This is a genomic window from Pantoea sp. Taur (genome assembly GCF_009830025.1).
In the GTDB taxonomy this organism is placed as follows: domain Bacteria; phylum Pseudomonadota; class Gammaproteobacteria; order Enterobacterales; family Enterobacteriaceae; genus Pantoea; species Pantoea communis.
Map to the genome: position 1 here is coordinate 256,278 of NZ_SZZZ01000003.1, position 24,626 is coordinate 280,903.

Annotated in this window: 23 protein-coding genes and 1 pseudogene; 14 read left to right on the forward strand and 10 right to left on the reverse strand. The window is 52.2% G+C overall.

The genetic code is table 11. The features are described 5' to 3' along the window. Positions 1 to 10 precede the first annotated feature (10 nt). Positions 11 to 337, reverse strand: coding sequence for a hypothetical protein (locus FD744_RS05800; RefSeq protein WP_045815361.1), 327 nt, complete (start codon positions 335 to 337; stop codon positions 11 to 13). A gap of 138 nt (positions 338 to 475) precedes the next feature. Between FD744_RS05800 and FD744_RS05805 the strand changes: the two genes are divergently transcribed. Then, a complete protein-coding gene (locus FD744_RS05805; RefSeq protein ID WP_160867640.1) occupies positions 476 to 1,813 on the forward strand; it encodes a glycoside hydrolase family 10 protein in 1,338 nt (445 codons plus the stop codon). Between the two features lie 67 nt (positions 1,814 to 1,880). On the opposite strand, the gene FD744_RS05810 is transcribed toward FD744_RS05805, so the two are convergent. After that, positions 1,881 to 2,861, reverse strand: coding sequence for an Abi family protein (locus FD744_RS05810; RefSeq protein WP_160867641.1), 981 nt, complete (start codon positions 2,859 to 2,861; stop codon positions 1,881 to 1,883). Positions 2,862 to 3,076: 215 nt separating this feature from the next. Continuing rightward, complete coding sequence (locus FD744_RS05815) at positions 3,077 to 4,015, reverse strand: LysR family transcriptional regulator (protein ID WP_160867642.1); 939 nt, start codon at positions 4,013 to 4,015, stop codon at positions 3,077 to 3,079. Positions 4,016 to 4,160: 145 nt separating this feature from the next. On the opposite strand from FD744_RS05815, the gene FD744_RS05820 reads away from it, so the two are divergent. The 8 genes from FD744_RS05820 (at position 4,161) to FD744_RS05855 (ending at position 11,741) form a co-directional block, all read left to right on the forward strand. Continuing rightward, positions 4,161 to 5,111, forward strand: a complete 951-nt coding sequence (locus tag FD744_RS05820; RefSeq protein ID WP_160867643.1) for a PDR/VanB family oxidoreductase — start codon at positions 4,161 to 4,163, stop codon at positions 5,109 to 5,111. Further along, on the forward strand, positions 5,108 to 6,304 hold the full coding sequence (locus tag FD744_RS05825) for an amidohydrolase family protein (protein WP_160867644.1): 1,197 nt from the start codon (positions 5,108 to 5,110) through the stop codon (positions 6,302 to 6,304). Before FD744_RS05820 ends, FD744_RS05825 begins: the two co-directional genes overlap by 4 nt. Continuing rightward, complete coding sequence (locus FD744_RS05830; RefSeq protein WP_160867801.1) at positions 6,294 to 6,749, forward strand: RidA family protein; 456 nt, start codon at positions 6,294 to 6,296, stop codon at positions 6,747 to 6,749. Before FD744_RS05825 ends, FD744_RS05830 begins: the two co-directional genes overlap by 11 nt. Positions 6,750 to 6,763: 14 nt before the next feature. Continuing rightward, positions 6,764 to 7,642 (forward strand): creatininase family protein, encoded by an 879-nt coding sequence (locus FD744_RS05835; RefSeq protein ID WP_160867645.1) that lies wholly within the window; start codon positions 6,764 to 6,766, stop codon positions 7,640 to 7,642. 13 nt (positions 7,643 to 7,655) lie between these two features. Next, complete coding sequence (locus FD744_RS05840) at positions 7,656 to 8,627, forward strand: ABC transporter substrate-binding protein (protein ID WP_160867646.1); 972 nt, start codon at positions 7,656 to 7,658, stop codon at positions 8,625 to 8,627. Then, positions 8,624 to 9,457 carry an ABC transporter ATP-binding protein gene (locus FD744_RS05845; protein ID WP_160867647.1) on the forward strand — a complete coding sequence of 278 codons (834 nt, stop codon included), beginning with the start codon at positions 8,624 to 8,626 and terminating at the stop codon, positions 9,455 to 9,457. The genes FD744_RS05840 and FD744_RS05845 overlap by 4 nt, the downstream gene beginning before the upstream one ends. Next, positions 9,457 to 10,254, forward strand: a complete 798-nt coding sequence (locus FD744_RS05850) for an ABC transporter permease (protein WP_160867648.1) — start codon at positions 9,457 to 9,459, stop codon at positions 10,252 to 10,254. The genes FD744_RS05845 and FD744_RS05850 overlap by 1 nt, the downstream gene beginning before the upstream one ends. Before the next feature lie 98 nt (positions 10,255 to 10,352). After that, complete coding sequence (locus tag FD744_RS05855; protein ID WP_160867649.1) at positions 10,353 to 11,741, forward strand: FAD-binding oxidoreductase; 1,389 nt, start codon at positions 10,353 to 10,355, stop codon at positions 11,739 to 11,741. Between the two features lie 69 nt (positions 11,742 to 11,810). Here FD744_RS05855 and FD744_RS05860 read toward each other — a convergent pair whose 3' ends face one another. The 3 genes from FD744_RS05860 to FD744_RS25540 all read right to left on the reverse strand — a co-directional run bounded on the left by FD744_RS05860 (position 11,811) and on the right by FD744_RS25540 (position 16,440). Beyond that, on the reverse strand, positions 11,811 to 13,667 hold the full coding sequence (locus FD744_RS05860) for a hypothetical protein (protein WP_160867650.1): 1,857 nt from the start codon (positions 13,665 to 13,667) through the stop codon (positions 11,811 to 11,813). A 344-nt stretch (positions 13,668 to 14,011) separates the two neighbouring features. Further along, on the reverse strand, positions 14,012 to 15,982 hold the full coding sequence (locus FD744_RS05865) for an autotransporter outer membrane beta-barrel domain-containing protein (RefSeq protein ID WP_160867651.1): 1,971 nt from the start codon (positions 15,980 to 15,982) through the stop codon (positions 14,012 to 14,014). A 218-nt stretch (positions 15,983 to 16,200) separates the two neighbouring features. Next, complete coding sequence (locus FD744_RS25540) at positions 16,201 to 16,440, reverse strand: hypothetical protein (RefSeq protein ID WP_237449343.1); 240 nt, start codon at positions 16,438 to 16,440, stop codon at positions 16,201 to 16,203. A 36-nt stretch (positions 16,441 to 16,476) separates the two neighbouring features. Between FD744_RS25540 and FD744_RS25320 the strand changes: the two genes are divergently transcribed. Further along, positions 16,477 to 16,665, forward strand: coding sequence for a hypothetical protein (locus FD744_RS25320; RefSeq protein WP_202403411.1), 189 nt, complete (start codon positions 16,477 to 16,479; stop codon positions 16,663 to 16,665). 63 nt (positions 16,666 to 16,728) lie between these two features. Here the strand turns inward: FD744_RS25320 and FD744_RS05875 are convergent, their stop codons facing one another. Next, positions 16,729 to 17,631, reverse strand: a complete 903-nt coding sequence (locus FD744_RS05875) for a LysR family transcriptional regulator (RefSeq protein ID WP_160867802.1) — start codon at positions 17,629 to 17,631, stop codon at positions 16,729 to 16,731. A 114-nt stretch (positions 17,632 to 17,745) separates the two neighbouring features. On the opposite strand from FD744_RS05875, the gene FD744_RS05880 reads away from it, so the two are divergent. The 3 genes and pseudogenes from FD744_RS05880 (at position 17,746) to FD744_RS25880 (ending at position 20,829) form a co-directional block, all read left to right on the forward strand. Continuing rightward, a complete protein-coding gene (locus tag FD744_RS05880; RefSeq protein WP_160867653.1) occupies positions 17,746 to 19,044 on the forward strand; it encodes a serine hydrolase in 1,299 nt (432 codons plus the stop codon). A 71-nt stretch (positions 19,045 to 19,115) separates the two neighbouring features. Next, positions 19,116 to 19,298 (forward strand): annotated as a pseudogene (locus tag FD744_RS05885) (MFS transporter); the annotation flags it as partial. Between the two features lie 244 nt (positions 19,299 to 19,542). Continuing rightward, a complete protein-coding gene (locus FD744_RS25880; RefSeq protein ID WP_160867654.1) occupies positions 19,543 to 20,829 on the forward strand; it encodes a PAS domain-containing methyl-accepting chemotaxis protein in 1,287 nt (428 codons plus the stop codon). Between the two features lie 103 nt (positions 20,830 to 20,932). On the opposite strand, the gene FD744_RS05895 is transcribed toward FD744_RS25880, so the two are convergent. From FD744_RS05895 to FD744_RS05905, 3 genes are read right to left on the reverse strand one after another with little or no spacing between them, the layout of a single operon-like run. Continuing rightward, positions 20,933 to 22,261 carry an FAD-binding oxidoreductase gene (locus FD744_RS05895; protein WP_160867655.1) on the reverse strand — a complete coding sequence of 443 codons (1,329 nt, stop codon included), beginning with the start codon at positions 22,259 to 22,261 and terminating at the stop codon, positions 20,933 to 20,935. Between the two features lie 18 nt (positions 22,262 to 22,279). Continuing rightward, positions 22,280 to 22,885, reverse strand: a complete 606-nt coding sequence (locus FD744_RS05900) for a cupin domain-containing protein (RefSeq protein ID WP_160867656.1) — start codon at positions 22,883 to 22,885, stop codon at positions 22,280 to 22,282. A gap of 51 nt (positions 22,886 to 22,936) precedes the next feature. Then, positions 22,937 to 23,686 carry a transporter substrate-binding domain-containing protein gene (locus FD744_RS05905; protein ID WP_160867657.1) on the reverse strand — a complete coding sequence of 250 codons (750 nt, stop codon included), beginning with the start codon at positions 23,684 to 23,686 and terminating at the stop codon, positions 22,937 to 22,939. 288 nt (positions 23,687 to 23,974) lie between these two features. Between FD744_RS05905 and FD744_RS05910 the strand changes: the two genes are divergently transcribed. After that, the gene (locus FD744_RS05910) at positions 23,975 to 24,625 is read left to right on the forward strand and encodes an amino acid ABC transporter permease (RefSeq protein ID WP_058961056.1); all 651 of its coding nucleotides are present in this window, start codon (positions 23,975 to 23,977) and stop codon (positions 24,623 to 24,625) included. Position 24,626: the final 1 nt, after the last annotated feature.

Here is a 24,626-nt window from a genome sequence, read left to right on the forward strand (position 1 = left end):
CCCGGAAGCCTTACTCATATTGCACATCGATACTGATCGACTCTTCCGGCACGTTAATCACCACAACGCATTTATTCCACACCGGCTTCCCTTCGGTCATATCGTGCTCAACGAAGTAGTGTTGGAAATCTTTCAATGCTTCAGTTAAATCACCAATTGCCTGTGCATCCGGTTCAAACCAGTCTGGCTCGCCGTTTTCATCCAGATAATCGAACTGGTATTCACCGCCCTCGTCATCGGCAAACAGTTCAGCTTTTACGATTAATTCACGTGCACCTTGCGGTCCACAGCTGAAAACAATCATCGCGATGCGGCGGTAAAGGTCTTCATAGGTCATAGCAGTGTATTCCTGTTTTTGGTGAGTTCCCGTGGGCAGCGTTCGTCATGGATGGCATAACAACGTTACCGAGGGCTCTTATTGACTTTAAGGCTGATGAGAAGAGAATGAGGCTCTTCGAACAGTAAATTGAAAGAAATGGAGTTTATCATAGCCTGTTCCGCGCGTTTCCCCCGTATAACTACCGTGAATAAAATGGCCACGCTATTGGCTGCACTGCTTTTAGCAAGCTGCAGTTCCGAGCCGCCTAAATCACTGGTCACCCCGTTCCCGACAGTAACGCCGAAACCGCATCCTGTTCAGCCCGTTGCCAGCGCAGAACCGGTGCGTGGTGTGTGGCTCACCACGGTGTCGCGCCTTGACTGGCCACCCATAGCCTCAGTGAATGCCAGCCCGGCAAATCGCATCAGCCAGCAACAAAAGGCGCTGACCGATAAGCTGGATAAACTTAAAAGTCTCGGTATTAATACCGTCTTCTTCCAGGTGAAACCTGACGGCACGGCACTGTGGCGTTCTAAAATCTTACCCTGGTCAGATATGATGACCGGAAAGATTGGGGAAGATCCCGGTTACGATCCGCTGCAGTTTATGCTGGATGAAGCACACAAACGCGGTATCAAAGTGCATGCGTGGTTTAACCCTTATCGCGTTTCCACCAACGTGAAACCCTCGACGGTGGCAGAACTCAACAACACACTCTCCCTGCATCCAGCCAGCGTTTTTGTGCTCCATCGTGACTGGATCCGCACCGCAGGTGATCGCTTTGTGCTGGACCCAGGCATTCCTGATGCCCGCGACTGGATTACCAGCATCGTGGCGGAGGTGGTTGCAAATTATGATATCGATGGCGTGCAGTTTGATGACTATTTCTATGCGGAATCGCCCGGCTCAACGCTGAATGACAGCACCACCTTCCGCCAGTATGGTCAGGGATATGCCTCGAAAGCGGACTGGCGACGTCACAATACTCAGCAGCTGATTGAACAAGTGTCCCGCACCATTAAGCAGTTAAAACCGCATGTCGAATTCGGCGTCAGCCCCGCTGGTGTGTGGCGCAACGTATCCCACGATCCCGCAGGCTCAGACACGCGCGGCGCGGCGGCCTACGACGAAGCTTACGCCGATACACGCAAATGGGTGCAGATGGGCCTGTTAGATTACATCGCGCCACAGATCTACTGGCCATTTTCACGCCAGGCTGCACGTTATGATGTGCTCGCGAACTGGTGGGCCAATGTAGTCAAACCCACGCACACCCGGCTCTATATCGGTGTAGCGCTGTATAAAGTCGGTGAAACCTCCAAGATGGAGCCAGACTGGACCATTAATGGTGGCGTGCCAGAACTGAAAAAACAGCTCGACCTTAATGACTCTGTGCCACAAATTAACGGCACTATTCTGTTCCGCGAAAACTACCTTAATCAACCGCAAACTCAGCAGGCGGTGAATTATTTACGCAGCCGTTGGGGAAGTTAATTTTCAAAACAACGCCGGGAGTTTCTGCTCTCTCGGCGTTGTTAACGATGTAGTGCTCTAACGTTGATTAATAAAACCGATTTTTATTCGCACAGACCAGAGCTTTGATATTTTCATTCTGAATCATTATTCTTCTGTTATATACGTGGCACTCTTGCAACACCTGAATTAACGTTTCCATACTGTCAATATTAGAACTTAAATTCAGGTACATTGCGTTATTCATTTCATACGCACACACAATCGATTTTAGCCTTTGCACTAATGCTCCGTCTCTGATAAAAGCATGCAAAACGGGTGATATCCAATACGCTAACTCAACGATATCCGCAATTTTCTCTTCCAGACAACGTATTACTGAAGATCGATCAATAAAACAGGCATCTTTCCAGATTGGTCCGTTATGCGCTACGCGATTTCTTAATACCCTGACGGCTTCCACTCTACGACGAATAATATCACGTTGTTTAAACTGCCTGTTTTTACCTGTTACCATCGGCATTTTCTTGAACGCAGTGGCGAAACCCTTTGGCCAAAGATATCCCTTACTGGCATCGCCATCATAAAAACTCTTATCAAGAATATGCTCCCATACACTGAAATCAGTCTGAGAAATAATCTGATCCAGGGTCGGGGTGGCTAATGTATCTTTGCCTAATTTTTTCTGCAGCATCTTCCGTGCGTTTCTTTCAGCTTTTACTATGCCACTCTCAAAACCTTTAACTTTAGCAGACTTAACCAGCTTATCTTTACCATCACATTTAACATCAGAGTTTATTTCACAACTCAAACTGTAGGGGATGACGTTAAACCAATGTACATTATGTTCAGTTGTAATATATTTCTTGCCTGCTTCGTTTATGGCATTACGTATAGCGACTTCAATCAATTGTATCAGACTACAAAAAGCACCTGACAATTCAAGATTCCAGCTATACAGACCAAATAACTCCGCATCATCAGCAATAGTAAATGTGGAACGATAGCTTGATAGGCGAGCAGAAGAGGTTAGCTTTACCATATCGGTAAAATCAAAATTTTTAGGCATGTGATGCTTTATCCAATTTCCATATCGTGGAAGACGTTATACCGCTGATGTCTATTCGGCGATATTGCAATCCTTAATTTATGCGATTAGAATTCCATTTGTAGCTAGTCTGACGTTCTTCTCCCGACTCGTACGGTGCCAGATCCAAGACATGAAGCGCAAGAATCAATGCCCCAGCCAAGCTGGGGCTTCTTGTTTCCAGGATGCAATCAACGTCAGCGCGACTGTTCAACTCCCGCCAAAGCCTCTTCGCTCTGCATCAATGCAAAAAACGATTCCAACTCGCGCAGCATCATCGATGCGGCAATCGACAATTGACGCTGTGGCGCCACACACAACGACAACGTGAAGGGTTTCAATACCGTGTCGATTAGCGGAATGAACTTCAATTCTCCCCGGCGATACTCGTCAACAATATCCAGCCAGCACATCAAACTGATGCCTACCCCATCACGGACCAGCGAGCGCAGCATATGAATGTTATTGGTTCGGCCAACTTCATTCAGGCGAATACCGGAACTGTTTACCAGCGCTTCCAGCGGATCGGCCAACATCAGGGGCGCGGCAGGAACGATAAACGGCCAGGATTCACAGTGGCTGAAGCGGATAGATTCCAGATTTGCCAGCGGATGTTGACTGCTCACCACAATTCCCAGGCGTAAATCAGCAAAGGACTTTACCAACAGCTCACGCGAACTTTGCGGGTTCAACATGATGCCGAAATCTGCATCTCCGGCGGTTAGCGCATTGGCAATATGGATATTGCTCATGGTGGTGAGTGTGAAGGAAATGCCGGGGTACTCTTCGCGAATCCGTTGCAGGATTGATGAAAAAAAGCCGCGATTTATCGCATCAATAGTGGCGATATGCACATGCCCGTGGCGGAGCCCGCGCAAATCATCCAGCTGGGTACAAACCCGACCAAACTCCCGCTGCCAGTTTTTCGCCGCATTGAGCAAAATCTCTCCCGCTGCCGTCATACGTAATCCTGATGGATGGCGTTCAAACAGCGGCATATCCAACTGCTCCTCAACGCGAAGGATCTGTCGATCAATGGATGAGGCTGAAACGTGCAACACCTCCGAAGCCTTGCGCAGTGAACCCTGGCGCGCCACTTCGGTGAAATACAGTAAAAAACGGGAGAAGGCGAACATAGTGGGTGCTCTCTTTTTTGCAACACATCATGCGAATTAAACAGATGGACGCTTACACGATGGCAAAATAATAATCGCAGCCAGGATAAAAACAAGGGTATGCGCGGCTTTAGCGCTGTGACATCTCTGTTCAGACAGGCTGATTATGAAATCAACACACCTGGCTGTCACCGTCATCGCAAAGCAGTTAAACGGTGCTGGCAACGTATCACTCACGCTGGGCAGTACTAGCGGCCAACCACTCCCGCATTTTACGCCGGGCGCACATATTGATGTGCATCTGCCCATCGGCGGAATACGCCAATACTCCCTGTGTTCCCCTGCTCACGCAGCGCATTATGAAATTTGTATAAGGCTCGATCCCGCTTCTAAAGGCGGTTCGCAGTGGATGCATCATCAGTTGCACATCGGCGATGAGCTGACCATCTCGGCTCCTCGCAATCATTTCCCATTGCCTCATGCCCCGCGCACCCTGCTTTTTGCGGCAGGTATCGGCTTAACGCCGTTGTTAGTGATGGCGGAAGCGCTGGCTGTGCAGGAGGCTGATTTTGTGCTGCACCTTTATCTAAAGCGGCAGGATGAGCTGGCTTTTGCTACACGTTTGGCACTGCTCGGCGACCGCGCGGTGATCCATTACAGCGCTGAGGGCGACAGTCTTCGGACTCATCACCCTGCGGAGTTGGGTTCACCTGAAAATGGTGCATTGGTGGCCTGTGGCCCAGCGGGTTTTATGTCCCACCTGCAAAGTCTGGCGCTGGAATATGGCTGGCGCAGTGAGCAGATGCACAGTGAACGTTTCAAACCGGAATCAGCCCCACGCCTTCCAGGCGACAGTTTTGACATTGAGATCGCCTCGTCCGGGGCTCGTTTCACCGTCGGCCTAGCGCAAAGCATCGCTGAAGTACTGGAAAACGCGGGCGTTGAAATTGAACTCTCTTGTGAACAAGGCATGTGTGGAGCCTGTATTACCGGCGTGTTGTCGGGCGTACCGGATCACCGTGATGAAGTGTTGAGCCAAAAAGAGCGCGCGGCCAATGATTGCATCGTGCTGTGCTGTTCACGCGCGCACTCGTCCGTCCTGGTGCTGGATTTATGAAAGTCTATACAGGTGTGACTGGGGCGCGATTACCCCGCTGGCTATTAGCCGACAACTGGCCGATGCATAACGGTGCGCCACAGCTCGCCACCTTGCATTTCTCCTCTGAAGGTCCGCAATGCGAGCCTGAACAGCCTGCGCATCACGATTATTTACCACTGCATGGCGCTTTGGTGCTGCCCGCGTTCATCGAACCCCATGCGCATCTGGATAAAACCTTCACCATTCAGCGCAGTCCGGCACTGCAACCGGGCTTGCTGGCCGCTATTACCGCAATGCATCAGGACCGCGAGCACTGGAGCCATGACGATCTGCTGCAACGCGCCCGGCGGGCATTAGACTGGGCAGCGGAAAGTGGCGTTAGCCAGTTGCGCACCCATATTGACTGGTTTACTCCCGATGCACCGCTCGCCTGGCAGGTCATCGGCGATCTCGATCATCCACTGTGCCGAATTGAACGTGTGGCGCTGGCGCCCCTCAGTTTCTTCACCAATGCCGCAGATGCCCAACACATTGCGGCACAGGTTGCCGTGAGCGGGCCAGGTGCACTGCTGGGCGGATTTATTCACAGCAGCAACTGGGATGCGCAAGCCTTTACCCATTTGATGAAGGCTGCCGAGCAGTGGCAGTTGGATATTGACCTGCACATTGATGAAGAGCTGAATGCGGATGCGCAAGGTATGCGCTGGCTCGCGAACTATCTGGAGCATCACCCTTTTAGTGGAAATCTCACCTGCAGCCATAGCTGCGCGCTGACGCAACAGGACGATGCGTTGCAGATACTCGACCAGCTATCCCAGCAGCGTGTGACGCTGATCGCCCTGCCTATGACCAATTTATTGCTGCAAGACGCGGTACCCGGCCGCACGCCGCGCCAGCGTGGATTAACGCTGGTGAAAGAGGCGAGCGCGCGAGGCATTCCCGTACTGCTGGGCGCGGACAACGTGCAGGACGCCTTTTGCCCCGTAGGCAGTTACGACCCGCTGGATACGTTGTTCAGCGGCCTGTTAAGCCTGCAACTGGGCGCTGCATTCGATGAAGCTTCCCAACTTATCTGCCATCCGCAGGCATTCAAGCAAAACGATTTAGTGATCTTTCCGCAGGCCGACGTCGCCAGCTGGCCGTTGCGTCAGCGTCAGCGCTATCGGTTAAAACAGGGTGTGCGTTATGGAGACGAGAGCAATGGCGCTTGATGAGGGAGCGGGAAAACCGCTGGCAAAATATGCCGCGTGGCGACGCGTGGGCGACTTTATCTTTCTCTCCGGCATTATTCCGGTGAACCCGCAGACTGCCACCATCGTGCGCGGTTACGGCGATATCCCGGAAGCTGCTCAACGATTACTTGGACGTACCGGTGAATTTTCGACGGATATTAAAGAAGGTCCGATTCTGGCACAGAGCTGGTACGTACTGGAAAGTATCCGCACCACCATTGAAAGCGCCGGCGGCCAGATGAGCGATGTATTTAAGCTGGTGCAGTACTTCCGCAATCTCGATCATTTTCCCCATTACAGTCGGGTGCGAAAGCAGTTTTTCCCCGATGAGCCGCCAGTTTCCACGGTGGTACAGATTAGTGAAATGCTGCCCAGTCCGGACGTTTTAATCGAAGTTGAAGCCACGGCGTGGTTGCCGCAATAACACGAGGATTATGTATGCTGCATGGTTATATCCCGGCAAACCGCTTTTTGCCGTACCTGAGCTGGACTGACATTGCCACGCTGGACGATAAAGCCAACACGGTAATTGTGCTGCCAACCGGCGCCATTGAGCAGCATGGTCCGCATCTGCCGTGCGCGGTGGACAGCGTGATTTCCTCGGGCGTGGTCGGGCATGCGCTGGCTCGCTTACCGGCGGCGGTCCCCGCCTTCGCCATCCCACCCATCACCTACGGCAAATCCGATGAGCACCTTCACTTCCCAGGCACGCTGACGCTGACTGGGGAAACGCTGTTGCACACCATTTTGGAGATTGGCGAGTCGCTGTATCGCGCCGGTTTTCGTAAGTTTTTGATGGTAAATGGTCATGGTGGCCAGCCACAGCCGTTGCAGATGGCTGCGCGTGAACTGCGCCTGCGTCACGGCGATATGATCATCATCATGCAGGACACCTTCAAAGTCCCGAACTGCGCCGAGAGCTTTATGGATGACAAAGAGCGGCAAATGGCGATGCACGCAGGACACGCCGAAACCGCACTGATGCTGGCGCTGGCACCCGACACCGTCCAGATGAGCAAAGCGGTGGCGAATTATCCGCCTGAATTCCCCTGCCCGACGCTCTCCACTAACAAGCCGATGGCGGCCTGGGCTTCTTATGATTTTGGTCCTAGCGGTGTGATTGGCGATCCGTTGCCTTCCACCCCTGAGCAAGGCGCGGCCATTCTTGATTCTCTCGCCGAAAGCTGGGCGCAGGTGATCACTGAAGTGCACCAGATGGTCTGGGTGACACGCGCCGAACCGGCGTGGGGCACGGGCCAATGGCAGGGCAAGGTATTAGATCGCAACGACGCTGCATCACTATTACAACCGCGCTAAACGGGGATCGACGATGATGAAAAAATTGAGCATGGTAGCCGCACTTTCACTGGCGCTGTCGGCCCAGAGCATGGCGGCTGAACCCTTTACCTTTATGACCAACTGGTATGCCCAGGCGGAACATGGCGGCTTCTATCAGGCGCAGGCACAGAATCTGTATAAAGACGCTGGCCTGGACGTCACGATTAAAATGGGCGGCCCACAGGTGCACACCATGCAGTTGATGGCGGCGGGTCAGGCGGACTGTATCATCAGCGATAATATGCAAGCGCTGGAATCGTGGCAGCAAGGGGTTGAAGCCGTGCCCGTCGCCACCACCTTCCAGCATTCAGCCATCGCATTTCTCACCCATCCCGATGTGAAAGATAAAGCCGATCTGCAGGGCAAAACCTTCCTGCTCGCTGCAGAAGCCTATACCTCTTACTGGCCATGGGCACAAAGCGCGCTGAACCTGAAAAATGCCCGCGTGCGTCCATACACCTTCAGTATTCAGCCGTTCCTTGCGGATAAAACGCTGGTGCAGCAAGGGTATATCACCTCCGAGCCGTTTGCGGTGCAGAAAGCCAATGCCCAGGCCAACGTCTATCCAATCAGTGACTGGGGCTATCCACCGTACGGCAACAGCATTGTTTGCATGAAATCGACCATCGAGAAGCGTCCACAGGCTGTTGCCGCTTTCGTTAAAGCCTCGATGCAAGGCTGGAAAAATTATCTGCAGGATCCCAGCGCTGGCAACGTGCTGATCAAGAAAGAAAACCCGCAGATGAGCGATGAACAGATTGCCTTTGGTATCGCCCAGATGAAGAAATACCAGATGGTGACCGGCGGTGATGCGCAAACCGGAGGGATTGGCATTATTACCGAACCACGTCTCAAACAGACCTGGCAGCTGCTGGTGGACAACAAGCTGATCGATCCGGCTAAAGTCCCATTTGAAGGTAGCTATACCTTGCAGTTCATTAAAGACGTCAAGGTTATGCCATGAACACCGCCAGCAAATTAACGCTGAGAAATGCTGATGCGCAACCGGTGCCGCTGCCTGCGGCCCCCCCAGCGATTGAGGTGCTTTCAGCGGAGAAGATTTACCCCAATGGCACGCGTGCACTGCTGCCCGTGGATCTCACCATTCGTCAGGGTGAATTTGTCTCGCTGCTGGGGCCCTCCGGCTGTGGCAAAAGTACCCTTTTGAAAATGATCGCTGGGTTGATTGATCCGACAGACGGCAAGCTGATGCTATTCCGCCGCGATCGTCGGGAAAATCAGCGTGATCTTCCGCTCTCTTTCGTTTTCCAGGAAGCCACGCTGATGCCGTGGAGCACAGTGCATAAAAATGTGCGCCTGCCGCTGGATTTAGCCGGCGTGCCACGCGCTGAAGCGGATACGCGTGTACAAGAGATTCTCGAATTGGTGGGACTGGGCCAGTTTGGTCACGTTCTGCCGCGCGAGCTTTCGGGCGGCATGCAGATGCGCGTGTCGATTGCGCGCGGTCTGGTTACGCGCCCCAAAGTGCTGTTAATGGATGAACCCTTTGGTGCGCTGGATGAGATTACGCGCAACAAACTCGACAGTGACCTGCTAGATTTGTGGCAGGAACAGAAGCTCACCGTGGTGTTCGTTACTCACTCGATTCAGGAAGCGGTGTTCCTGTCTCAACGTGTGATCATGATGGCGGCACGTCCAGGGCGCGTGGTGGATGACATTCGCATTGAAACCACTCAGCCGCGCGACGATGAATTCCGCGTCAGTCAGCCATTTACGCACTATGCGCAACAGTTGCAACGTGGCTTGCTGGCAGCCAGTCAGGAGAGCAAATAATGAAACCACTCGCCGCCAGTTTAAAATTCCAGCAGTGGCTATTCCCGGCGATTGTCGCGGTTGTCATGCTGCTGTTATGGCAATTTCTGGTGACCACCTTTAAGGTGCCGACCTTTCTGGTACCTTCACCGATGGTGGTCGCGCAAAGTCTGGTGCAAAACTTTCCAACGTTGTTCATGTCTTTGCTCTATACCCTGAAGATCACCGTGATCTCCTTTGTGGTTGCGATTGTCATCGGCTCAATCATTGCCTTTCTGCTGGTGCAGAACCGCTTTATTGAAACGGCGTTGTTTCCCTATATCGTTTTTCTGCAAGTCACGCCGATTGTCGCCATTGCACCGTTGATCATCATCTGGGTCAAAGACACCACGCTGTCGTTGGTGGTGTGCGCCACACTGATGGCAGTGTTCCCGATCATTTCTAACACCACGCAGGGCTTACGAAGCGTTTCGCCCGGTTTGTTGAGCTATTTCAAACTCAACCATGCATCACGCATGCAAATTCTGCTGCGTCTGCGCATTCCTTCGGCGCTGCCCTACTTCTTCGGCGCATTACGCATCTCCAGCGGTTTGTCGTTGATTGGTGCCGTGGTGGCAGAGTTTGTCGCGGGCACCGGTGGCACCGATACCGGGCTGGCTTACCAGATTCTGCAGGCCGGTTATCAGCTTAATATTCCGCTGATGTTTGCCGCATTGCTGCTGATCTCTCTGGCTGGATTCCTGCTGTTTGCCTTGATGTCGTGGCTGACACGTCGGGTGCTGGCCGCCTGGCACGAGAGCGAGTTGAGTCTTGGTTAATCGACGTGGCGGCTGATGATTGCCGTTGCACATCGCTCTGATTTACATCAGGCGCGGCCTTCAGGCCGCCCTCCCCAAAATATGCATAGGATGTCCACATGTCTGATTCCGATCGCCAGTCTGCACTGGCGGCGCTGGTCGCGGCGTTGCCTGAACTTGACTGGATTAAAGAAGCACCCAAGGTTAAACGTCTGTCACGTGATTTCCACTGGTTCAGTCCGGTGCTGAAGCCGCAGTTGGAGGAGAAATTTGCGGAACTGGCGGTGCGCCCGCGCGATGAGACCGAACTCGCTGCGGTCGTCGCCGCCTGCGCCAAAGCCCGCGTACCGCTTAATTTGCGCGGAGGTGGCACCGGTAACTACGGACAACTGATCCCACTGGATGGCGGTGTGATGGTGGATATGACGCGCCTCAATGCCGTCACGGCGATGGGCAGAGGCACGGTGCGAGCACAGGCAGGCATTCGTCTTGGGGAATTGGAAGCCTATACGCGCCCGCATGGCTGGGAGTTACGCTGCATGCCGTCCACCTGGAAACTGGCCACGCTGGGAGGGTTGTTTGGCGGGGGATTTGGCGGTGTAGGATCGATCAATTACGGGCCATTAGCCGCGCCGGGCAACGTGCTGTCAGTGCGCATGATGACCATGGAGGAAACGCCACGCATCATCAGCTTGCAGGCACCGGATGCGCTGCTGCTGCATCATGCTTATGGGAGCAATGGCATTGTGCTGGAGATCGAACTGGCGCTGGCCCCGCGCCACGACTGGATTGAGCGTCTCGACATCTTCGCTGATTTTTCAACGGCGATGGCCTTTGCCGATGCGCTGGCCCGTTCACCAGGTCTGGTGAAACGCCAGATAGCGGTGTTTGCTGCACCGGTGCTGGATTACTTCAGCGATTTGTCCGATGCCAACGTCAGCGGCAAGCACGGTGTGATTTCAGTGGTGGGCTGCGAAAGTGATGTCCTGATGCCCGCAATACTGGCGCAGCATGCGGGACACAATGCACTGCGCTATGCAGAGGGTGAAAACAGCGGTCATTCACTGATTGAATATTGCTGGAACCACACCACGTTGCAGGCGCTCAAAATCGATAAAACCCTGACCTATCTGCAAACTGCGTATGCGGCTGAAAATTACCACCAGCAGGCGCTGATGATGGAATCACAATTATCGAGTGAAGTGATGTCTCATATTGAGTTTCTGCGTGATATGAACGGCACACTCACCTGCAGTGGATTGCCGCTAGTGCGTTACAGCACGGAGGAGCGCTTAAATGAGATTATGGATATTTACCGCAGCCAGGGTATTAAAATCAATAATCCGCATGTGATTCATATTGAAGATGGCAAACAAGGCATGGTCCGCGCCGATGTAGTCGCGATGAAACGCGCCTGCGATCCGCATAATTTATTAAATCCCGGGAAGCTACGCGGCTGGGAAGTGCGTGAAACGCTACCGGACGTGCATATCCAGGGCGTGAATTGATTCCCTGAATTAAATGATAAAAGCTGATCATCCGATGGTCAGCTTTATTTTTCTTTTAAACAAATCGCGTTAAATATAGGGTTCTGTTGCACTATTTAAAGGAATGCTCCATTCGTTCCCATTGACCCGCACTTTTAAGTACCGACGGGTACGCCATTTTCCTGGCTCATACTCTTCAGGCTGACCGGTAATAACCGTCCCATTTAACAGCAACTCCTGGTCATTGTTATAGCCAATGCCCACCTTTTCATTGCCAATCCAGTGCTGTTCGAAGGCCACAACAGGGGCTGCATCAAACTTTTGCGCATCGGCTTCAGAGCAGGCGGTATAACTTTTGCGGAAGATAAAACATAATCCCGCCTTGTAGCGATCTTTACCATTGGTTTCCACCAGCGCGGTGGCAAATCCAGTGAATTGCGCCAATTTAACGTAGAGCTTCGTGCGGGTGGCACCGCCTTCAATGTGCACTTTCGTCACCGGGCATGAGCCTTCGCCATACCAGCTGCCAATGGTATTGGCATTGTTGCGCGCCTGAAGGTAAATATTGGCTACCCCTTCTGGCGTTCGTCCAGAGTACTGAGTTTGCGTAGCGCTTTGCGATAATATTTGCGATGTCCCCACCACACGCACGTGTATCTGAGTCCCTTCATCGGAGAAATTAAATTCGCCAATGTAGAACCATTTCTCTTTATCGCTACGGTTATCCATATGGTGTTGCGAGGTAATATAATCATAGTTTAGCGAGCCCTGAATGATGGCACCCCAATCCGATATTTCCATCAGCCCGCGATCACCTTCCGCCAGCAGTGACCAGGGTTCGATACCTTCGGTGCTGTAATCAAATCCGGCGCTTTGGTTATGAATACTTTTCTGAATGATCAACGCGCGGCAATAGCCCAATTTTAACGGATTAGTCGTTGATTCAATCGCCAGCCCCTCAATCACCCACTGGCCATTGGTTAAATCCCCGGCGAATTCTGAATGTTCAATCCAGCCGTTACGAATAAAGGATTGGGTGCAGCGCGGTAAATCCAACACCGGCTTTAGGGTATTTTCTTGCAAATTGAAGTTGGATAATTCAATGGCCGTGCTGTGGTCCCAGGCACCTGCTGCACGATCGGACCAGCGCGCATACACAATGCTGTCCTGACAGCCTCTTGAATAAAACTGATCAATCTTACAATCCAGCGTATCGATCAGATCCAGTGCTCGTCCGCCCAGATAGCGAAACTCCATACTGCTCACGCGCAGAAACTGCCCGCCAGTAATAATGTTGGCGTAAAAACCGACTTTATTAAATGCGGTACCGCCGTCTCCGCCGTTATTTGAACTCATGCCTTTCACCACAATGCCCGAAATCTCTGCATAGCGCGCATTGACTTTAAAAAAGTGGAGTCCTCTTGGCTGCGTCCCCCAGTTAAATGTCAACGTGGTGGTGGGAAAATATCCAAAGTTGACATTAGCACCCGAAACCTTGAAGCGGTTAATCTCTTTGTCTGAAATGTCGAAAGTAGACATGCTAAATACCCCGGCGGTAAAACGGATACCGGCAGCAGGCAGCACACGCTGTGACCAGGTAAACATACGTTTTACTGCCTCGATACAATCCGTTTTACCGTCGGCTATAGCACCAAAATCCAAAACGGTGACGGTGCTGTAATCCTGAATCACTCGCTTCCAGCGTTTATTGCCTGCCGCGATAAAGACAATTCCACCATCGTCTGGGCTGGTGGTATCGGTCGCGTCATACACAAACACCCCGCCGCCCATTTTACTGCCTTTGGTGTACTCCAGCACCGACGCAATTTCCCCGGCGGATGTCGGTTCTGTAGCACGTAATTCATCAATGGTTTTTAACTGCACAACGGTACCCGTTGCGGCGTTGACGGCATTTTGTGGCGTGGTGTTATTGGACGCATTAACCATGGTGTACCCCTTAAATATTAAGAGAAAATAACTGCCCCCATGCAGTATAAGTAGCTGATAGTTAATATGTTGATGTGTGCCAGTGTAATTAGAGGCGTTAAACATCCAACAGATAAATGGAATTAACCAAGATAATGATTGCAGAAAGAAAGCGCAGCGGTAAGGGCGGGGTTTTACAGAATAATCGCAGGCACATTATTGCTTATCGCGGCCCCAAAAATTGAGCAATCTACGCAAGATTCCGATCGAATACCTTAAGCCGGTAACTGATTCATTCACTTATTTATTAAGGTTAAGTGAAGCTAAAACGGTGCCAGCAAGCCACGACTTGCTGGCACATCATCCTAGAATGTGGCATTCACCCCGACGTTCCAGGTCACCTGATGGTAATCGCTGTTACTGGCGACGGTAGACACGCCAGCAAAGGCATTGACCGTATCGCCCAACGGCACATTGGCACCGACCGCCACATCCAGCCAGTTTTTATCCCCAGCCGCCACCGTCCGCTCAAAAGAGGTCTGGGTGGATTTCAAACCCGCGCGTACGGTGGCATCCGTGTCACCAAACTGATGGTTATAACTGACCTGAGCCCACGGATTGACCACCCACTGCCGGCTATCGACGCGCCAGCCAATTGAACCGATCTGTGAGTGAAGCGTTTGATCAGAGAAGCGCATCGAGGTGCTGGTGTTGCCATTTTCCTGATAGCCACCCACGCGACCATAATCCAACGCATAGCTGACTACCGGGCCGGTCGTGATATGGTTCCCCAAGGGTAAATCCCAGCCGGTTTGTACCCGCATTCCCAGTAATTTACCGCTGCTGTTGCCTTGTTCAGTCCGGGTGGCAGGGCCGATGTTGATATTGCGCTCGATACTGTCGAAATCGAGATCGGCATAATGGAGATCGGCATTGATCCAGCCTTGATCTAACAAGGTGAGCTGACTGTAGAGCGCCACCAGATTACCGCGCAGCTTGTAGTCATAGTTTGATGAGGGATCCATGCGCTGATTGCTGTTTGAGAACAACAAACCCGTTTGCCAGTTATCGGTCAATTGATAGCCGATCCCCAACGTCAGATTAGTGGTGTTTGCATCACCGTCGCTCCAGTCATCACCTTGATAATCAACGTGCTGCCCGGCGTAGCCACCAAACACCGTGAACTGTCCCGCGCTGGCCGGTTGCTGGCGCTGCTGTTGCAAATGCCCATCCAGCGTATTATGCATGTCGCGCGCCATCAGCAGTGTGGATTGCGACAGTGCCGCGACCTGTGCAGGAGCATCGAGAATCGATTGAATATAATCTGCCAGCATAGCGTGCACTGCCGGGCTGGGATGCAGGCGATCGGCAAACAGATACGCTTGTGCGCTACTAAAACCCGCATCAGAGGAGTGGCATTCATCTGCAGAGGTGCCCACCGGACAGGCAATGCCGATGGTGTTGGTCAAACCATAACGTCCCGGGTTTGCGACCACCTCACTAAACAGTCCAGCGATATCCACCCGAACGATGTTGCCTTTCAACGCGGCCAACTGGGCCTCTTCCTGCTGGTTGTAGCCATCGGACAAGGCTGTCACCTGAGTACTGAGTGCTTGCCAGGCGTCGTAAAGCTGTTGAGCCAATACTTCACGCGCCGTGGGGTCGCCCAAAATTTGTCCGGCGGCGGCTGTAAAGGCCTCTTTCACCGCCTGTTGACGGGCGGCAGCATCCGGTGTGGCAGCGTTATCGAGCGACTGAAAAGCCGCGACCATGGCTGATGTTCCAAGCGTACTCAAGACGATCTGCACCATGTAGGGCGTCAGCCCCAATTGCGGAACATTGGGCACGATGACCGCTCCCGCGCCCGCATCCAGTAGCGTTTTGACCTGGGAAGCCGCAGAAACTGCGCTGTTGCTAATGGTTTCACGTGCGGTGAGCGGATTGGTGACGGCGGCGGCAATATCATTTGCACCGACCCAATGAATGTACAAGCCGTTGCTGTCAGCGCGTCCACCGGTGGATTGCAGATAGGTCGCCAGCTGGTCCTGGGTGTTCAAATCAGGATCCAAAGCAGGTACCGCAACAGCACCACCTTGGGCATAGTTACTGCCGCCTAAATCGGAAGGCTGTAGATTTTCACCCAGATGCACAGCCAAAATTTCATCGTACAGCGGATGCTGCGCGCCGTCGGCGGTAAAACGCCCAACATTGCCACCGTCGCTCAGGCTATCACCAAAAACCGTTAAGCTGTCCCACGCCTCAGCGTCAGGTGTTGCCAGCAGGGTACTTATGGTCGCTATCGCGACAAGGGAAAGTGCGGATTTGCGTTTTTTCATCATCCACTCCGTGATGAGTCAGACGGTTTGTGCCTGACGCTTAAAAGATGTGACTTGCGCATGACACCGCAGCAACACAAGTCAATAAGGTCGCATCAAGGATGCGAAAAGGACGTTAAGGAGATAACAAGGACGTTTAAGGTGTAGTCAGTCAGGGAAGGTAATACCAGTTTGCATACATAAGATTACTGCGAGTATTTTTAGGAATTTAACCTCGCTCACACTACCACCCGTCTCTCATGAAGGAAGGACTGATCTATAGTTATGGGGTTGCCGGGCAAGGATTCGGCAACCGCAATTAGCGCCACATCTCTGGATATGGAGTCAGTAAATGAGTGATTGTAAAAAGCAGCATCACCAACATCATGACCATCAACATGGTGCGCATTGTGGGCATACCGCGATTCGCCATGAAGGACATATCGATTACTTGCACGACGGCCATCTTCATCATCCACACGGAGATCATGTTGATGAACATGTATTACCGGTGAATGCGCACAATCCCGATCAATGCACGCCAGACCACCATTGCAGTGGTCATGAACCAGGACATGTTCATGGCCCCGGATGTGGGCATGAAGCCGTACCGCATGGCGACCATGTGGACTACCTGGTTGATGGGCATCTGCATCATCCACACGGTGATCATTGCGATAACCATGGGCCGGTTGAGATTGTAGAATCCGCTAAGTCGCTGCCCTGATGCTATCCTCAGAGCCGTGGAGCGCCACTCACGGCTCTTATCAGGAAGAGAATGCCCCGTACTGCTGCCACAGCCGTTGCAATTTAACCACCACATCATTAACGACCTGGTGCCTTCTCGCTCCCGGCGCCCACAGTGCCACCAGAGTGATATTGAGTCCCTGATGCCCCACCTCAGTTGGCAAAACTTGCACCTGATGCCATTTCTGCGCCTGAAAATGCGTTGGTAGAAATCCCCAACCTTGCCCCTGCTCCATCAGAGACTGCAGCATGGTTCGCTCGTTCACAAACAGTGACTGTCCCGAAATTTGCAGACGGTGCGTGATTTGTTCATCAGCATGCGCATGCATTACCAATTGCGGTTCCAGGGCGAGGTTTAGCAACGTCAGAGGTGAATCTTGATGAGCGAACAATGCTGTCGCCGCATAAAAGTTCAGTTCAATGGCACCTAACGCGCTCCACTCCATCTCATTACCCAACGAACGATTCACTGCCTGACAAATTGCCAGGTCGGCCTTGCCCGATTTTAGGGCACTCTCAGCTTCGAAACGCGAAGCACACCAGAGACTTAATTGCACCTGCGCCCTGCTGCACTCACTGATGAAAGCCTGCAAAAATAACTGCGGGACAAAAGGGTCATACACCAGCGTGATTTGCTGCATGCGCGACTCCGGCAAGGTCTGCGCGAAAGCTTCAAATGCATGTGCCTGACGTACCAGCAAATGCGCCTGACGATGTAACTGCTCCCCCCTGGATGTCAGCACCAATTTGCGCCCTTCACGCTCAAACAACGAGTAGCCAAGGGCATCCTCCAGGTAATCGATGAGATCGCGCACGGTGGTGCGATCTTTCCTCAGTTTCTCTGCTGCACGGGAAACCGTGCCGAACTCTGCAATCGCCGCAAAGGCTTCAATTTGTGAAAAGGAATAGCGCAGCGCATTCATCTGAAATCCTATGTCTAACACTTGGGGGGAATTTCCCCCATGGGGTGATTTTAACCTCGCCCCATAGATTTCTATACTCGCCGCACTCTTAACTGCACTACAAAGGCACTTTTCATGCAACGTCACACCGTGATTAAACCCCTGCTGTTTTCCCTCTCATTAGCTGTGAGTAGCTATGCAACTGCTGCGACAGAGTGCGATGGCGTGGCGCTCACGCCCTGTCCTGCACCCTTTGATCATCAGTTACCTGACCCTCACCAGATGCTGAGCTGGAGTCAAAAAGATCGAGTAGTCGGTTTCCGTAATGATTACCGAAATTATGCGGGAGATGTGTTTCATCATGGGCAAGCGAAGCCACTGGCGCGTGCCAATAACCTGTTAGTCGATGCGCAGTATCAGGTTAATGGCCACACCTATCACCTCGCTGATTACTTAAAACGTGAAAATGTCGCGGGCATGCTGGTGCTGAAAAACGGCAAAGTCGCCTACAAATATTTTGCCGAAGGTAATACCGACACCACCCTGTGGACCTCGCGCTCAGTGGGTAAATCGGTGGTGTCTACACTGGTGGGTATTGCCATCAAGCAGGGAAAAATTCATTCACTGGATGACAACATCACAGTATATGAACCCGAACTGAAGGGAACCGCTTGGGATGGCATAACCCTTAAACAGCTCATCCAGCACACATCCGGCGTGGCATGGAATGAGGACTACACTAATCCGAACTCTGACTTTGCGCAGTTGACTCAGTGCGAAGCGCAAGCTGGCGCCTATGCCTGTGTGCGTAATATCGTCACTCATCTGAAACGCGCGCATCCAGCGGGTGAACAGTGGTCTTACTCTTCCGGTGGCGCATGGTTGTTGGGGGATGTGCTGGAACGGGCAACAGGCATGTCATTGGCGGCTTACCTGCAGCAAACCGTATGGCAACCCAATGGCATGGCCAGTGATGGCGTCTGGCATGCTTACCAATCAGGAAAGCATGACGTGGGTGCTCATGGTTTCAACGCCACGCTGGAAGATTGGGGTCGCTTTGGTGAATTTATCCTCAACGAAGGTCGCCTGCCCGATGGTAAGCAAATCTTGCCTGACAATTGGGTGAATGACGCAGCTACCTGGACACAGGCAAAAGACTCTGTCAGTGCGGCCCATCCGGAGGGTATTTACGGTTATCAATGGTGGAATAATGCTATCCCTGCCAATGCAAAACATGTCGTGCCCACTGCAGCAGAGGGGCTGAAGCACTCACTCTGGGCTCTGGGCATTTATGGGCAAATCATTATGGTTAACCGTGCAGAAAACCTGGTCATCGTACAATGGTCAACCTGGCCTCAGGCTGAACCCTCCTTCAGCGCGCAGCCACTCGAAGCGGCTCTGATGTACAGCGCGATTGCGCAACAGTTGCATTAAGCCGCATTTATTCGCGCCATACAGGGTTGTGGCGCGATAATTTGCTTGTGGGTATGAGTTTACTTTTCCTCTCATTTGTCGGTTTGGGATTGCCACCCGTACTGGGAAAACTCAAGGATATGACCCACAGTTATCATTCAGGTTTACTGGTGGTGGCGGTGGCACTGATCGCGGGTGGCGTGATTGGCATTATCGTCTCGCGACCACCAAATGATCGGTTGAAAACCCTTGCTTATCCGCAGTCTGGCAAGTGAAACGCTTTTTCATGCATTTTAGTTAAATGTTCTGGAAACCGCGCCGATAATTAAGCTACCTTTATCAAAGCGGACCGTAACCGGTCCGTTTACCACAACATCAGGCAATCAAAACTCAATACACCCAGCCTGCGTACGCGCAGAGAAGCACATCGCAAGAAAAGTGTTCAGCTGAGTAAATTCAGCGGAGCGGCAAAAGCTGCACGCATTATGTTCAATGACATAATATCGCCTGAGGTCACACATGTTTGGGGTGAAGAAATCCAGCCTTTCTCTGCCATTTTATAAAAGTGGCGATGTACTCAAAGATATCAATGCAATTAAACAACATGTGGCATGGATTGAGTTTTCGCCCAGCGGGGAAATCCTCAGTGCCAACCCGCTCTTTCTGGAAGTCACCGGCTACAGTCTGCATGAGATTCAGGGACAACATCACCGCATTTTCTGCAGCCCGGCCTACAGCCAGTCATCAGAGTACTTTGCTTTTTGGCAGACGCTGGCTTCCGGCGAATCCGTCACTGGAATCTTTGAGCGCTTTAATAAACAACGCCAACGTTTCTACCTGAGCGCAACGTACTTCCCGGTTAGCGATGATAAAGGCAAAGTCTACAAGGTGATTAAGGTCGCCAGCGATATCACCGCCCGCCATGAAGAACTCGAGCATAAAGAGGCAGTGATCACCGCCCTCGACCGCTCTATGGCCGTCATTGAATTCACGCCCGATGGTCATATTTTGACAGCCAACGCGAATTTCCTGACACACATGGGTTACGAGCTCAAAACGATTGTCGGTCAGCATCATCGCTTGTTCTGTTTCGATAACTTTTATCGGGAAAATCCCGAGTTCTGGCGCAAAATCGCTAAGGGACAACACTTTGTCGGGCGCTTTGAGCGGAAGACCGCCGCAGGCGAACGTATCTGGCTGGAGGCGAGCTACAATCCGGTGTTTGATGCCGACGGCAAAGTGTACAAGGTGATCAAAATTGCTTCCGATATCACCACGCGGGTTGAAGCGGCAAAACGGGTCGCTGATATTGCCCTCACCACCTCAGAACAAACTTCGCAAATAACGGATAACGCCAACGAAGTGCTGGATGAAACCATCCGCAACTCCGGCCTGGTGGCAGTGCAGGTCAATGCCGCCACCGATATTGGCACCCAGTTAAATGCCTCAGCGAAAAGCATCAACGAAGTGGTGGAAACCATCAACCTGATAGCTTCACAAACCAATATCCTGGCGTTAAATGCCGCGATTGAAGCCGCGCGCGCAGGTGAAGCGGGGCGTGGATTTAGTGTGGTAGCGGATGAAGTGCGGCGTCTGGCGGCTTCCACCTCCAGCGCAACCAAAAAGATCACTCAAGTCGTGGAGCACAACGCCATGCTGATTCATCAGATGGAGCAGCAGTTAGGCGAAGTGAAACAGTTCGTGGTGACAGAGCAAGATAAAATCAGCGTGCTATCGCGCAGCCTGCGTGAAATAAACAGTGGTGTGCATGAGTTTGTGAATGTCATTCATCGACTGGATGTTTAGGTGATCACCCATCAGCGATACTCAGGCGGCCTGAAGGCCGCCTTTCACTTTTAACCGCGCATGACATCACCGATGCCACAATCGGTCAGTATCTGGCAAACTTTTACATCATCTGCGGTTCGCGAATCGCATTACCTTTGGCAAAGCGCGCCAGACTGTAAGGTTCAGCATCCGTAAACAGCGGTTGGTTATTCACCATCTGCGCACACAATAAGCCCGCTCCAGGACCGATGCCGAAACCATGGCCACTGAAGCCTGAGGCGATAAACAGGCCCGGCACATTATCCATCTCATCAATCACTGGCACCAGGTCCGGCGTGGTGTCGATCCAGCCCCCCCAGGCATGATCCACTTTGATCCCGGCAAGTTCCGGGTAAAACTGAACCAGCAGTTGCATCGCTTCCTGTACAATCGACGGATCGCCGGCGGGATCGAGCACACGGATCTTTTCAAATGGCGATAAGCTCTGATTCGACCAGGAACCCGCGGCTTCCGGACCATTAAAGAAAGAGCCGTTAATGCGCACTTTGAGTTTTTTGGCAATTTTGCTGCGATACATCGGATAAAACTTGGTGGCATAGCGGATATTTTGCGGAGCCAGGTCGATCTGCCCACGACCGGAGAGTGCCACGGTGTAACTGCCATCCTGACGACGGCGAATGCACAATCCCCCGATGCTCAGACACCCTTTAATCACTTCCGGCGCCACCGTGGTTTTAAACGCTGTACCCAAAATATTGGCGCTCGGCAGTTCAACACCATACTGTTTGCAGAAACGTGAACTCCAGGCACCACCACAGCAGATCACCCGGTTCGCTTTCACTAAGCCGCGCTCGGTCCACACACCGGTGACGCGCCCGCCACTGATGTCCAATCCACGCACCGCGCATTGTTGATGCACCGAAGCACCCAGATTTTTCGCGCCCGTGGCGATGGCCGGGGCGGCCATGGAGGGTTCGGCACGCGCATCGCTCGGTGACCACACGCCGCCCACCCATTGGGCCTGTTCACCAATGCGCTCGCGCGTCTCTTTGCCCGTCAATAAGTGGCTAACAAAGCCGATTTGTTTCGCCTGCTTGCCCCAGGCTTCCCAGCGCGCCACATCCGCTTCACTCAATGTGCCGTAGGTGATTCCCTGGCGGCTAAAGCCAAGATCGAGTCCGATTTCGCCGCTCAACGCTTCCCAACGCTGCAAACTGCGTATCGCCATCGGCAGCTCATACAGATCGCGATTCTGCTGGCGGACCCAGCCCCAGTTGCGTCCCGACTGCTCACCGCCAATCACGCCTTTTTCAAACAGCGCCACGGAAACGCCCTGCTTTGCCAGTTCATAACTGACGGAAGTACCAATAATCCCGCCGCCAATGACGATGACATCCACCGCGCTGGGGAAAGTTTCACTGTCTGCTAAGGTATTCACGTTGATGCGCATGATGTTCAATCCTGATCTTTATAAATGTTGCTCAGAGGAAATATGCATGATCCACAACACAGTGGCGTCACTGGACGTCGGGTTAAAAATGTTGTGCGGTAGATGGCTCTGAAATTGAAAACTGTCACCGGGTGTCAAAAGCACGGTGTCACCGTCAATCTCCAGCGTCAGTTCACCCGCCATCACTAAGCCTGCTTTTTCCCCCTTCCCCATTAACATCTCAGCGGACTGCACGCCAGCCGGGATATTGATGAACATGAACTGCAAATCATGGTCGCCCGAGGGGGAAAGCATCTGTTTTGAAATGCCCTGTTTACCCACGTTAAAGTGCGGGCGTTCCGCTGCGCGCCGGACATAATGCTCAGCACCACGAGTGTGAGCTTCGGCCTCTTCCAGAAAGGCCGAAAGGGGGACTTTTAAGACCAGACGCAGTTGTTCCAGCACACGCACTGTCGGATTCGTCAGATTGCGTTCGATCTGACTGATCGCGCCAGCGGAGACATTCGCCAGCAGCGCCAGTTCAGTAATGGTCATATTCCGCGCCTTGCGCACACGTTTTACGCGGGAGCCGATATCCGCTTCCTGCGCGCCTGACTCCCCTTTGATGATCGGTTCTTTTTTCATCGGCTGAATTCCATTCGCATCCCTGTCAGCTGAGCTTAAGGGTGTCATCAATCAGGGCATGCCCCATTTGGTTTTAATCGTCTGCAACGTGCCATCCTCTTTCATGCTGGTTAACGCGCTATTAATCTGCGCCATTAAGGCATCGTTGCCTTTCTTCACGCCAAACGCCATGGGGGAAACATGTTCCGGCTTATAATTATCCACCACGTGCATGCCTTTTAGTCCACCGGCTTTTTCCTGCGCTTTTAATATCGGATAGTCATTTAATCCGGCCGCCACGCGACCCAGTGACAAATCTCGCGTCATATCCGCAGGGCTGTCGTAGACCTTCACTTCTTTCGCAATACCGCTGGCCATCAGGCTTTGGGTATAATCGGTACCGGCCATGGTGCCTACCACTTCACCCTTAAGGTCCTGCCACGAGTTATACGCTTTTTTATTGTCATCCCGCACGATCAATCCCGCGCCAAAAGCCGTCACCGGTTGAGAGAACGTAATACGTTTCGCGCGCTCTTCAGTCGGTGTCATTCCCGCCACTATCATGTCAATCTTGCCGGCAATAACAGATTGTATCAGCGTGGAAAAAGGGATTGCGCTGTATTGGATGTCCAAATGCTCACGTTTAGCCACTTCTGCGGCCACATCCGGCATAAAACCCTCAATCTTGCCCGTTTGGGTATTGAGAAAGGTAGTGGGTGCACTCGATGGCGGTGAACCCGCGGTTAACACCGCTGCACTGGCATTGAAACTCAACGCAGCCGTAAGGCCGAGGATCATTAACGGGGAACGCATGGCAGACATGACTCACTCCTGGATGCAATGGAAGGAATAACGCTCTTTTTCACTATAATGAAAATTGCATGCCTGCTGTCAACGATTTATTTAATGAAAATGCGCCAACTCACAAATTAACAATAAAGCCTTTGATTTCACTAAATATCACACCTATAGCTTGTTCGTATGAGCGTAATAAGTAAATGCTATCTCTGTCATGAGAGTAAAGATTGACAGCGATTTGCTATCAACGATATTCATTATAATGAATTTATCGCCTGATTTTAGGGTGACACCACAAGCCAGGAGAACAAAATGGACTGGAGCAGCATCCACCAGTATCTGCCCTTTTTATTGAAAGGGGCTGAAATGACGATCTATATCACCCTTTTGTCTCTGATAATCAGTACACCATTGGGGTTGATTTTTGCCGCAGCCAAAATGTGTCCGTGGAAAATCATTTCATGGCCGATTGCCACCATCATTAATATCACGCGCGGTCTGCCGATGATTGTGGTGCTGTTTTATATCTACTTTGTCTTCCCGGATATTGGCATCACCCTCACCTCGTTTCAGGCCAGTGTTATTGGGATTGCCTTTTGCTTTTCGACCTATATCGCTGAAATATTTCGTTCCGGCATTGAATCGGTTGATCGCGGGCAGCTTGAAGCCGCGCGATCAATGGGCATGAGTTATGGCAAAGCCATGCGCCGCGTGGTGCTGCCTCAGGCTTTCCATGTTGCCTTACCCCCGTTCAGCAATACGCTCGTGATGATGCTCAAGGACTCTGCGCTTGCCTCGACCATTGCGGTGACGGAAATGACACGTCAGGGCCAGCTGATTGCTGCCTCAACCTTCGATAACACCACGGTGTACACGCTGGTGGCACTGCTGTATCTGGTGCTTTGCCTGCCGCTGCTGGCACTCACCAAGAAGCTGGAAAAACGTCAGATGAAAGGGGCTTAAG